Annotated in this window: 10 protein-coding genes; 5 read left to right on the top strand and 5 right to left on the bottom strand. The window is 44.6% G+C overall.

The window, feature by feature from the left end; genetic code table 11:
* Nucleotides 1–62: 62 nt before the first annotated feature.
* Nucleotides 63–194 carry a hypothetical protein gene (locus tag QZW82_RS02460; protein WP_293144060.1) on the bottom strand — a complete coding sequence of 44 codons (132 nt, stop codon included), beginning with the start codon at nucleotides 192–194 and terminating at the stop codon, nucleotides 63–65.
* A gap of 47 nt (nucleotides 195–241) precedes the next feature.
* Here QZW82_RS02460 and QZW82_RS02455 point away from each other — a divergent pair, with 47 nt between their 5' ends.
* Nucleotides 242–475 carry a ferredoxin-thioredoxin reductase variable chain gene (locus QZW82_RS02455; protein ID WP_293144057.1) on the top strand — a complete coding sequence of 78 codons (234 nt, stop codon included), beginning with the start codon at nucleotides 242–244 and terminating at the stop codon, nucleotides 473–475.
* A 180-nt stretch (nucleotides 476–655) separates the two neighbouring features.
* Here the strand turns inward: QZW82_RS02455 and QZW82_RS02450 are convergent, their stop codons facing one another.
* Both QZW82_RS02450 and QZW82_RS02445 read right to left on the bottom strand, forming a co-directional pair.
* The gene (locus QZW82_RS02450; RefSeq protein WP_293144055.1) at nucleotides 656–1,384 is read right to left on the bottom strand and encodes a response regulator transcription factor; all 729 of its coding nucleotides are present in this window, start codon (nucleotides 1,382–1,384) and stop codon (nucleotides 656–658) included.
* A 65-nt stretch (nucleotides 1,385–1,449) separates the two neighbouring features.
* Nucleotides 1,450–2,706 (bottom strand): transposase, encoded by a 1,257-nt coding sequence (locus QZW82_RS02445; RefSeq protein ID WP_293144052.1) that lies wholly within the window; start codon nucleotides 2,704–2,706, stop codon nucleotides 1,450–1,452.
* 495 nt (nucleotides 2,707–3,201) lie between these two features.
* Between QZW82_RS02445 and QZW82_RS02440 the strand changes: the two genes are divergently transcribed.
* From QZW82_RS02440 to QZW82_RS02425, 4 genes are all read left to right on the top strand, one after another.
* Nucleotides 3,202–4,062: a phycobilisome linker polypeptide gene (locus QZW82_RS02440; RefSeq protein ID WP_293144049.1), complete on the top strand. Its 861-nt coding sequence runs from the start codon at nucleotides 3,202–3,204 to the stop codon at nucleotides 4,060–4,062.
* 433 nt (nucleotides 4,063–4,495) lie between these two features.
* The gene (locus QZW82_RS02435; RefSeq protein ID WP_293144046.1) at nucleotides 4,496–5,248 is read left to right on the top strand and encodes a phycobilisome rod-core linker polypeptide; all 753 of its coding nucleotides are present in this window, start codon (nucleotides 4,496–4,498) and stop codon (nucleotides 5,246–5,248) included.
* 364 nt (nucleotides 5,249–5,612) lie between these two features.
* Nucleotides 5,613–5,945: a CpeR family transcriptional regulator gene (locus QZW82_RS02430; RefSeq protein ID WP_293144043.1), complete on the top strand. Its 333-nt coding sequence runs from the start codon at nucleotides 5,613–5,615 to the stop codon at nucleotides 5,943–5,945.
* Nucleotides 5,946–6,031: 86 nt separating this feature from the next.
* Nucleotides 6,032–8,647 carry a PAS domain S-box protein gene (locus tag QZW82_RS02425; RefSeq protein WP_293144040.1) on the top strand — a complete coding sequence of 872 codons (2,616 nt, stop codon included), beginning with the start codon at nucleotides 6,032–6,034 and terminating at the stop codon, nucleotides 8,645–8,647.
* A 221-nt stretch (nucleotides 8,648–8,868) separates the two neighbouring features.
* Here QZW82_RS02425 and QZW82_RS02420 read toward each other — a convergent pair whose 3' ends face one another.
* Both QZW82_RS02420 and QZW82_RS02415 read right to left on the bottom strand, forming a co-directional pair.
* Nucleotides 8,869–9,960: a hypothetical protein gene (locus tag QZW82_RS02420; protein WP_293144037.1), complete on the bottom strand. Its 1,092-nt coding sequence runs from the start codon at nucleotides 9,958–9,960 to the stop codon at nucleotides 8,869–8,871.
* A gap of 228 nt (nucleotides 9,961–10,188) precedes the next feature.
* The gene (locus tag QZW82_RS02415) at nucleotides 10,189–11,988 is read right to left on the bottom strand and encodes a poly(A) polymerase (protein WP_293144578.1); all 1,800 of its coding nucleotides are present in this window, start codon (nucleotides 11,986–11,988) and stop codon (nucleotides 10,189–10,191) included.
* Between the last annotated feature and the right edge of the window lie 242 nt (nucleotides 11,989–12,230).

Raw genomic sequence — 12,230 nt, 5'->3', positions numbered from 1 at the left:
AATTCCGGCACAGCAGAATCCGCCAGATCGGTTTAAATGCCGATCGGGCGGTGGGGATCGAATCAGAGTCGATCGGCATTCAGGCTTCCCGGAATCGAAGTACCGACAAACAACCGCCAATTTTCTTTGAGTATTCGCTCTACTTCTGTGGGAAGATGAAAAGACTGTCCCCAAAGCCTAAAGGTGTTCTGCACTTGCAGGCTTTGTAGAGTTTTGAAGAAAGAACACTAAATTTTTACCTATGAAAATTGGCGATCGCGTTTGCGTTAAAAACTCTGTTGTTGTCTACCACCACCCGGAAAATCGCAGTCAACCAGTTGAGATTAAGGGTCTGGAAGGAGAAGTCGTGGCGATCGTTCACGAATGGCAAGGCAGACCAGTCAGTGCTAATTGGCCGGTGCTAGTTCAGTTTGACAAAAAATTTCGAGCTCACTTCAAAGAAGATGAAGTAGAATTGGTTTCTGCTGAAGCCTAGCTTTAGTATTGTTTTGTTCTGTTAGATCCCCGACTTATTTAATAAGAAGTCGGGGATCTGGTTATTATATTCTGGACGATCGATTGATTATAATAATAATATGTCGGCAGGGACGGGTTTTTGAGATGGTCATTTGAGATTGTCAATTATTGGCGGGTATTGTTGGTGAAGTGAATGTTTTCAACGTGTAGTTTTCAATTCCTCTAGAGGAGTTTTGATCGTATTTGTACTGGAATCTGATTGTTTGAGACGATAGCCCATACTGTGAACTGTCTCAATTAAATCTTCAGCAGATCCCGCAGCTTTGAGTTTTTGACGCAAACCTCTAATGTGAACCTTGACAGTATTTTCTTCTGGAGGAGATTCCAACGACCAGACGTGTTCGATCATGACACTTCGACTGAGAACGCGGCGACCATTTCGCAAGAGAAGTTCCAGAAGCGCGTATTCTTTGGGCGTGAGATGCAGTGGAGTTTTCCTGTAGGTGACTTCATAGGTGCTGGGGTTGAGGCGAATTTCTTCCCATTCTAAAATCGGCCCAGAAGAGCTACTACCTCGACGCAATAAGGCTCGAATCCGAGCAAATAGTTTTTGCAAGTCCACTGGCTTGACTACATAATCATCAGCCCCAGCATCCAGCCCATTAATTTCATCACTGAGGGTGTCACGGGCTGTGATCATGAGGACAGGCATAGTATAGCCGTGCGATCGCAATCGATGGCAAAGGCTAATTCCATCGAGTTCTGGTAACATCAAATCTAGTAGCAGCAAATCATAGTTGAGCATCTTTGCTTGATGCCATCCAGATTCCCCATCGGTAACTATATCAACAACATAGCGCTGGTCTGTCAAGGCTTCTGCCAAGGTTTCTGCAAGGCGCAGATCGTCTTCAACCAAGAGAATCCTCATAATAAAGAGGCTGGGGGAAAGTACAAAACCACTTAGTAAATTACCCACCGCCAATTGTTTCGTGCTTACGCACTCACAATATGGCGGGGGCTTTCAATAGCCCTGAGATGGTCGTGCAAAGAGCAAGACAATCCCGAACCTTTAGGCTGATTTACGACAGCCCCAAGAGCAGCAATATTCCGGCTGCCATTCAAATCCGCATCACCAATCCAGCCACAATGTCCACAAGAAAACTTTTTACCACTCCGATAGGATTCACCACGAACGGGATGAATATGGTTGCAATTGTGGCAAGTTTGGCTGGTATATCTAGGGTCGATAAATATAAGATGTACGCCATGCTTAATCGCTTTATATATCAATAATTGTCGCAACTGGAAAAACGCCCAACTATTACTCAACCTTCGCTCTTTCTTGGTGCGAGGGATTTGGTTGGTACGATCTCTAATTCCGGTCAAATCTTCCAAAGCAATGGCTTGTTTGCTCGATTTTGCCCTAGCTATCAGCCTGTGGCTGATGGTGTGATTTACCAATTCCTGAAAGCGTTTCTCCTTGCCCGACAACCGTTTCAACAATTCTCGACATCTGCGTCGAGTGCAACGCGAGCCTCTCGTGGCTTTTTGTTGGATATTCGCTCTCAAGGAAGCGTAATGATTTCTAACTTTGGTAATTTCTTTACCGCTAAACTTATCCCCTTCAGATGTAACAACAATGTCGGTTCTACCCAAATCGCAGCCCAAAACCTTAGAGGTTTTCTCCGGTTCTGGTGGCGTAGATTCAAGCTGGATATTCAGATAGTAAGTACCATCTTTGCGCTTACACAAAGTCGCTGTTTTAGGCTTGTGTCCCTTCAACAATCCGATCTGGTAGTTGCCGATAGCCAGGTTAAATCGCTCTCTACCATCGATAGTTGTCAAACTTACCGTCCAGTCTTTCTCCCTGAAGGAAAAGGTACGGGCATCGTAAGTCGCGCTGGTAGGGGCAAAACTCCCAACTGGTTTACCGTCCTTTTTAGCCGTCTTCCTGTTGCCAGAAACCCGTCTAATCGCGTGGATAGCCAACTGAGCCGAAAGCCCAAATTTAGCCCTGACATCGTGATAAACCAAGGACTGGATCGCCAACTCATTCATCAGAGTTGGTTGTACAGTTTCGTTCACGTATCCGCAAGCAGCAGCAAACGCCCGAAGAGTTCCGTCAATTTTGGCGGACTGTTCGGGTGTTACTTGGAGTTTGCAGGATACTGTCAGGACTTGCTTCATGAGTTCATTGTATCTCAATACGTGAAACTTTGGCAAGAGCAAGGAATTTGCTCGTCTCGTCATCCATCTGCCCATCTGCCAAGAGCGTCGCTTGATGGATTATGGGCAGATGGAATCCTCACCTCGCGCGAATTCCTCCCACCGCTGACAAACATCGCGAGTACGCTCGTTGTACAGCGGGGGACTCCTTCTGTTCGAGTTGACTTTTAGACAAGATTGAGTTAGCGAACCAGAGCGGTCTAATGCAAATAGGGCTAGGGCGATCGCCATTCTAGCTCCTCAACATCTTATTCGCATTTGGGCCCCAAATTTTACCGATTTGCGATCGAGATGTCAACAAGTTTTGACCCAAGTGAAGCTCAGAAACCATTGGTCAAAGCTTTATTAAAAAATATTGCAAAAAATCACGATTTATTACTTATTAAGAATCTTTCCGATTTCTTTACCGTTTTCAGACTCATTTCTTTACTTATTCTATGCAAATCTGGGTGGGATCGGCATTTGGATGGGGTAAATTCTCCCACCCACTTGATAGTTAATTTGGGAGATTAGTGTTAAATGACTTTTGGACCAGCTTCAAGATTGGGAGTGAGCCTGTTTGATGAAACCCCACCAATAGAGCGGGTTACAGGTAACTCCAATGAAGACCTTGAAACCATCATTCAGGCAGTATACCGACAAGTTTTGGGAAATGCCTACGTGATGGAGAGCGAACGCCTCACCGTTTGTGAATCGCAGTTTAAACGCGATGAACTGACGGTACGGGAGTTTGTGCGTCGGGTTGCTAAGTCTGACTTGTATCGATCGCGATTTTTCGATAGTTGTGCTCGTTATCGCGCGATCGAACTCAACTTCAGACATCTACTTGGCCGCCCACCGCTAGATCTCGAAGAAATGCGGAGCAAAAGTACCATTCTGGATACCAAAGGCTTTGAGGCTGAGATCGATTCTTATCTCGATAGCGATGAATACCAGAATACTTTTGGAGATGACATTGTTCCCTACATCCGGGGATACAAAACCGAAGCTTGTCAAAGCATGGTGCAGTTTACCCATACCTTCGAGTTGGTGCGAGGTGCTTCTAGCAGCAGCTTGAAGGGAAATCTGGCAGGCAAGAGTCCGCGTTTGAATTCCCTAGTAATTCAGGGCACGCCAACCGCCGTAATTTCTCCAGCCAGCAGCGGATCGACATTCCGCAATCCATCCGGTAGTGCTCGGACTCGTCATGGCGCTGGATCGGATGAAAACGGCAAAGTCTATCGCATTGAAGTTACCGGCTATCGCGCCAATGTGGTGAATCGGATTTCCAAGTTTCGCCGCAGCAACCAAGTTTACCTGGTGTCGTTTAACGAACTATCCGAAACCTATCAACGGATTCACAAACAAGGTGGGACGATCGCTAGTATCACCCCTGTCTAGTCAAATTCTGGTCAAATTCTGACCGGAAACTATCGAGACTAACGCCTAAAAACGTTCATAAAACTGATTTTTTGCCTTTGAAGCAGGCTGTTGACAGTTGACAGTTGACAGTTGACAGTTGACAGTTGACCTAGAAATCCGAGTAGGGGAGTAATGAATAGCCTGATTTTAATTTCTCCCGGGCGGGCGGGCTTTCAACCAATTCTTTTTGGTAACAAAAGGTTCTCAAAAAACAGGTTTTTAACGACAGGTGCGTTCAGGACTTTACTGCTGAAATCTTGCAGCATTTGCAATCACCCTTTTACGGGCGGGCCGAATTCCGACCCACAAGAAAATTGATTTTTGTGGAACAGGCATCTTGCCTGTTATTGACCGTGATGCAAGATTTCAGCTAATACCAACTATCAACTATTTGTATCGGAGATTAATTGTAATGGCAGATTCGACAAAATGTGAACTGTGGCAAACCAGCGGCGCGGATGAGGTGCAAGCTGTGATTCGCGCCGTCTACAAGCAGGTTTTGGGCAATCCCCACGTGATGGAAAGCGAGCGGTTGGTAACTGCGGAATCTCAATTGTGCGATCGCAGCATCTCCGTCCGTGAATTTGTGCGATTGGTTGCTAAATCTGATTTTTATAGCACTCGCTATTTTCAAAAGTGCGCTCCCTATCGATTTGTCGAACTCAATTTCCTGCACCTGCTAGGCCGTGCGCCCCAAGATCAAACAGAAATTTCTGAACACATTATCCGCTGTGTTGAGCAAGGCTACAGTGCCGAAATTGACTCCTATCTCGACAGCGACGAGTATCAAACCGCTTTTGGTGAAAACGTTGTTCCCTATTACCGAGGCAGAAGCAGCGAAGCAAATACCAAGCAACTAGGTTACAATCGGATGTCGCTGCTCGATCGGGGTTTCGCCCAAATCGACAGTGCCGTCAAAGCATCTCAGTTAGTCTACGCCGTTGCCACGAACAGCGCTAACGCCATCAAGCCCTCAACCAGTCGAGGAGGCGCTTATGTGGCAACCGAAAAGATGTTCAAAATTGTGGTAACAGGGTCTAAATTCGATCGACCTCGGCGCCTCAGCAACACGACATACATTGTGGCAGGAGACAATATGACTCCGCAAATTCAGCGGATCAATCGCACCTCTGGCAAAATTGTTAGCATCACTGAGATTCTCTAAATCCAACACAAATCCCAGGTATAATAGATGGATTGAATCACTGGGTAGGGCGTTTTTTCTAGTGTTTTTAATTAGATTTATATCTCCCTACATCCCTCTATAAAAACTGGATGAAAGTTGATTTAATACCAGTTTCTCAAACAAATAATTGTACAATATACATCGTTGGGTAGATATCCTACTATCAACCTACATTTGTTAATATTGTATGATTTTGGAGGACTGGTATTTCCTCATCTTGAGATGCTAAAGTATTGTCCAGAATTGAGCGCAGTCGATTCGGAAGGATGTCAACTCTATCGATGTACTGGCTTGACAAAATTTAATTTAATATTAAATCCTCATCACATTTTGCCGATAGACCATGAGTATCACACTCAATCATATTAGAATGTTGCCACCACAAGCCCAAAAAAAGTTGCAATGCTGGATTCGCAGCCGTCATTTAATTTGTTCTGGCAATTTTTACATCTTTGAAACTATAGACTATAGCGCTATTGAGCGGTTTACCGAGTCGATTACGGCTTTAGGAGGAACATTAATCTCGGTTCAGCCGATCGACAAAATTTGGATGGGCGATCACCGTCAAGTCATTCTATATCGTGCCAAAGCCAGTTTGCATACGCCTTGTCACAACCTCAAGCAATACTGGTTTAAATATGGTAGTTTCCAGACTAGGTTCGATCCAAGCTCTTGATCTGGCTGATACTGGTTAGCATGGTTCCAGCATTGTTGTTTGTTGGTGGCCTCCTGATTTTCATAGGAATTATCCAGCCATTTTCTATGCTAAGTAACATTTTTCTAGTTGCGATCGGTATTTTACTTGTAGTAGTCATTTGCCCCTGCTTCAAACAGGAAGTAGCCCGACGACAAACAGCGGAAGGGGTGCTGCGACAACAAACCGATCGCGAACGGTTAGTCAATCAAATTGCTCAACACATCCGACAATCCCTGGATTTAGACCACGTGCTAGAAACCACGGTAGCAGATGTGCAACGCTTTCTGGAAGCCGATCGCGTTCTCATTTACCGCCTGTGGCCAGACGGAACGGGCAGTGCCATTAACGAAGCGGTTTTACCCCCTTACCCCGTCATTTTAGGAACATCCTTTCCACCAGAAGTGTTTCCCAGCGAGTACCATGAGGCTTATTCTCTGGGGAAAACCCGCCTCATAGAAAATATTGAAGAAGCCGATCTCGAAACTTGTCTGACTGATTTTCTCCAACAATTTGGAGTCATAGCAAAATTGGTTGTCCCCATCGTCCAAGAAAATCGGCAGGTTGAGGGGAATCCTTCTGTACCGTATCTTTGGGGGTTATTGATTGCTCACCAATGCGATCGCCCCCGCATCTGGGAAACCTGGGAATTGGAGTTAATGCAGCAACTAGCGACGCAGGTGGCGATCGCCATTCAACAGTCTGAATTATACCAACAGCTTCAACAACTCAATGCCGAACTAGAACAGCGCGTGCAACAGCGCACCGAAGAATTAGCTCGCGCCAACGTCGCCCTGCGAGCCGAAATTGCCGAACGACAGCGCACCGAAGTAGAACTGCGCCACACCAACCACACCCTAAAAACCCTGATTAGCGCCTCTCCTCGCGCTATCTTCACGCTGGATATAGAAGGATACGTCAAGATTTGGAATCCTGCCGCCGAACAGATGTTTGGTTGGACAGAAGCAGAAGTCATCAACCATCCCAACCCAATTTTTATAGACGATCCATTAGAAGATTATTCCACTCTCCGCAGCAATCTTCTGCAAGGAATCACATATAGTGTCGAACTGCGCCGCCACAAAAAAGACGGAAGTGCGATCGACATTATCTTCTCCGCCGCCCCCTTAAAGAATAGTGAGAATCAGATTGATGGCATTGTCGCAGTGATTGCCGACATTACCGAACAAAAGCAACAGGAAGAACAGGTGCGACTCCTCCAATCAGTTGTTGTTAACACAAACGATGGCGTCGTAATTACCGAAGCGGAAGCGATCGATGAACTTGGTCTTCGCATCATCTATGTCAATGAAGCATTTACCAACATTACAGGATATAGCCTAGAAGAAGTTTTGGGTAAAACACCCCGGATTTTGCAGGGCGAAAAAACCGATCGCACAGAATTAGACAAAATTCGGACAGCACTTTCGCGTTGGGAATCAGTCACCGTTGAAGTGATTAATTATCGGAAAAATGGCTCCGAATATTGGAATGAATTTAGTATTGTTCCTGTTGGCGATCGCACGGGTTGGTATACGCACTGGATCGCCATCCAGCGAGACACCACCGAACGAAAACAAGCAGAACAAGCCCTGCGACATAGCGAAGAACGGTTTCGATCGCTCATTGAAAATGCTCTAGACATCATTATGATTCTAGATACAGATGGTACGATCGGCTATGTCAGTCCTTCTGTGGAAAAAGTCTTAGGCTATTTAGTATCTGAACTCGTGGGGAAAAAAATATTTGAGCCAATTCACCCAGATGATTTTACCACTACTTATCAAAGTCTCACCAATACTTGGCAAAGTGCAGAACTAAACCGTCCCATTGAATTCCGCTACCGACACAAAGATAATTCTTGGCGAACCTTGGAAGCGATTAGCCAGCCTTTTATAAACAATGCAGCCACCACACAAATTATCGTCAATACTCGTGACATCACCGAACGCAAACGACTCGATGAAATTCGGTTAGCCCTGGAGCGCGAAAAAGAACTGAGTATTCTGAAAACCCGTTTTTTTTCAATGGCATCCCATGAATTTCGCACTCCACTCAGTACGGCTTTAGCAGCAGCTCAAATTCTAGAAAACAGCCCAGACGAATGGAATGACTCCCAAAAGCGACTGAGAAACCTGCACCGAATTCAGGATTCTGTGAGGAATATGGTGCAATTGCTCGACGATATTTTAACCATCAATCGCGCCGAAACTGGGAAACTAGAATTTAATCCAAAATTTTTGGTTTTGGACAAATTTTGCGAACAATTTGTGGAAGAAATGCGGCTCAGCGCTGGCAGTCAGTATACCATCACCTTTACCTGTGAAGGAAATCCAATTCCCGTTTGTTTGGATGAAAAATTGTTGCGATCGATTTTGTCGAATGTGTTGTCGAATGCAATTAAGTATTCGCCCAAAGGAGGAAATGTGCATCTTGGTTTAGAGTTTCAGTTGCATCAGGTGCTACTCCAGGTTTGCGATCGAGGAATTGGCATTTTTCCTGAAGATATCAAGCAGTTATTTGAGCCATTTCACCGAGGTAAGAATGTCCGAACTATTCCTGGTACGGGATTGGGATTGATCGTAGTTAAAAAGTGCGTTGATTTGCATCAAGGTAGTATTGAGATTACCAGTGAAGTTGGTATTGGTACAACTTGTGTGGTGACACTTCCGTTGGTATTATAATAAAAGTTTTAGGCCAAGGTATGTAGTTGCGCTTCAGCGCTCTTTCCTAATATTTGCAAAGAGCGCGACTACAATAAAACCATCTTGTCAGGATAGGATATATACAACTACCAATAAGCCAAGGTATGTAGTTGCGCTTTAGCGCTCTTTCCGAAGATTAGCAAAGAGGGCTAAAGCCCAACAACGTACCTCATCTTTCTGATAACCGCTATAGTTGCGCTTCAGCGCTCTTTTGGGGCTTCGAGCTTGACTGGTGGGGTAGCTTTGAGATCGTCGAAGAGGGCTTTTTCTTCACGACCAATTGCATTGTAATCGTTAACTTTCTGCTTGTAAATATCGAATTGCTTTTGAAAACCAGCAACGCGCTCCTGCTGTTGGCGCACTCCATCGTTAAATTCTTGCACTTTTTGATTGTAATCAGATTTATTTTGTTCAAACTGAAACACCTTTTCTGGAGAGCCGTTACCCTGTCGGTAAGATTCTTCAGCTTGTTCCTTAAAACGCAGTAAGTCCAATTGCAACGCATCTAGATTGCGTTTCTTCGATCCGAGTTCGAGATTGCGCTCTTTGATTGTTTGCTTGGCTTGTGTGAGACTTGCTTCTAAGGTATCAATTTCAGGTTTGAGTTGCTGGGATTTCTCATCTAATTTTCGCACGATCTCTTGAGAGCTATCCGCTAATTTTACCACTTGTTGGCGATCGCGAAAGTAACGCTGATAGTATTGTTCGAGTTCGACATCGCCGAGATTGCCGAGCTCTGTCCCCAGATACGAGTGCAATTCGTTAACATACAAAGCTATATCCTTTTGCTGGTATTGTTTCAATATGCTAGACAAGCGATCGTTTTTGATAAGCAAAGCAGCTTGTTTGAGTTGGGGTGTTAGCTTGTCGCGATCCGATGGACTGAGGCGAGTGTAAGCGGCATGGAGCATTTCATGGGCTGCTGTCACTTCCATCACGCCTTGAAATCGATCGTCTGTAACCGACTGAATCGCAATTTTGCCCGATTTACCGTTGGTGAAATAGCACCCAAATATAATTAAGCTGTCCTTCATCCCTTCCTTTGGTTGACACACTTTTAAGAAGGTTTGCTTGGGTTCGATGGTTGGAGTTTGCCGGTAGAAAATTTGTTGCGCTTCCCGCGTCATGGTGGCGGCGGTGGCGAGACGTTCGATTGCTGCTGAAGGTGGCGCTACACCAATCCACTCGTCAAGTTGTGAATTTAAGACAATCCTAGAGATGGCCACAACTAGCACAATTATCCAGAAGTTCTGCGATCGAAATAAGTTTTTTATCGACCATTTTATATTCATAAAAATTTTGGTAAATCCATTTCTTTAAAAACTGCTAGGCGCAGATAACGCTGGTAGGTTAGTGACTCGGTGGAGGCGCTAATTTGAGTTTTTATTTGGGAATGTAGGATGCAAATTCATCGGAGCGCTACAGTTGGATTACAATTTTACCATTGAGTTACGCCAGACGACGGATCGATCTGCCTTTCTTGTTCAAGAAAAGATGTCAAATGGGTTCTGTAGCCTTTCTCAGGTAGATGAGGTACAATGCGATCGACCCGACGCGACGTGATATGAATCGCGATCGCACAACTCGATCGCCAATATACCGCTACAATCGTTAGCAGCATTGAACCGATCGCGAAACTCATTGCTAATTTGGGCGATCGTACCAGCATCTCGATCTATATTACAGATGATGCCCAACACTACACTAACTAGATTTTGCCTTTTCTGAATTTCCGGCCAAGGCCTGACATAAATATTCAGTTTTTGCTCTAAATTAATCGCTAATCCAATGATGTGACCTTCAATCCAGCCGCCACATTTTTCTAAATTACCAACTTTTTCACTACTTACCGTCAATACTAAAAACGCATTCGATTGTGCAGATAAATCAACCGACTCAAATAGAGTAGTCCAAGTGGTATTTCCTGTCAATACTTGCGAGGCAATTTCTGCACCCCTCTCTAATTCACGGCGCAATATTTCTGCGGTCGATCGCGTGACATTTCTGGTACTGTTGTGACAAGGTGCGATCGATGTAATTACAGGCAACCATTCCCGCGATTTTTGTACTTGATACTGTGTTCCGGCTTCAGTTAATGCTATTGGTTGAGTCCAATCATGTTGGCTGAGGATTTGGAAAAAATCGGCAAGCAAGATATCTAGGTTTAAGTCTTTGCTATGAATCGAACTCCAAGCTGTCAGTAACGCCCAAGAAAAATTACCGAGAAATCCCCAAGCATTACCGTGAATCTGACGTGCTTTTGCCCAGGTTCGCACCGCCCTTAACAAGTTTATAAACAAATCCCAGGAGAGATGTTGGCTGACTGTATCTACCATTAAATCCGCTTCCAAAGCACCTACTACGGCACTCCAACTGAGGGCATCAAAAAATAATCTAGCAGATTCAGATAATGGTTCAATTATCTGGGATTGTCCGAGGGTTGTGGCAGAGAGTAAATCGACGGCGATTCCTTCAATTTCCATTCTCAATACTGGTACTCTCTCCGATTTCACCAGTTGCGATAAATCGCACAATCCTGCTAATCTAGTTTGTACCTGTTTGAGGAATGCTTCTGGTGTTAAAGGGGCAGGAATTATACAAAGTAAATCTAAATCGCTGTGGCTGCTTTGTACGCCGATCCTGCCCGAACCGATTTGCTGTAATAATGGTTGGTAGCCCAAACATTCTTGACAAGCTTGGGCGACAATTGATTGAATGACTTCTCGATGCAGTATCTGTGTTTGAGTGAGTTTGGGATCGAGTTGGTCGATTATTTGGATTAGCGATAAGTTAGACTCATTTTCTCCTGTTTTTGCGCCGGAAATTTCTGAGGGAGTTGCTGATTTTAAAGGTATCCGATATCTAATCTCGAATGGTTCGTTATCGCGGCGGCTAATTAGGGCGATCGAGTCTACTTGAAATTTGACTGGATGCCATTGGGAAAGTTCGGTTTGGGCGACTTGAGTTGTGGGAAATTGACCTACAGTTAAATGGGGTGTAAATCCGTTAGCTGATTTGCTACTTTGTTCGTCGCATTGCGGAAATATTTGTTGAAGTATTGCTTGTAATTGATGCAGCGCAATGGCAGGTTGAGGAATCGGATTTAACCATGCCGTACAGCTAGAAGAGTGCGTGAAAGTTTCAAAGTTTGATAGAGTTATAGTAAATGATTCTAGTTTTGTCAGTGCTTGGGTGATGGCTGCTGCTGCTTCTGAAAAATATGATTCTGGCAGAAAACCATATATTATATTGATATGAGGCATCCAACGATGAAATTGGCGATCGCAGCGGCGGCGAATACTTTGAATTGCAGGTAAAATGTCATCCGGTGGAATGATTACAACTGCACTTTTATAGACAGGTGAGATGGTTTGTAAAGAGGCGATGGATTCTAGCTGGGTGAGGAGACCAAAATGATCGGAGGGATAGATTTTTCGTATCCGCTCAATAATTCGGGGTAGCCGAGAAAAAAAGTAAGCAGAGTAAAAAAAGTGTTATAAAATAGGAGACATGACGCTTCATATTATTTCACGAGACAAGTCACCCTGCAATATACTACTGC

Origin of the sequence: Microcoleus sp. bin48.metabat.b7b8b9.023 (assembly GCF_013299185.1) — a bacterium.
In the GTDB taxonomy this organism is placed as follows: domain Bacteria; phylum Cyanobacteriota; class Cyanobacteriia; order Cyanobacteriales; family Microcoleaceae; genus Microcoleus.
Note: the sequence above shows the minus strand (reverse complement) of the source record. Positions and strands in the feature narration are given on the sequence as shown.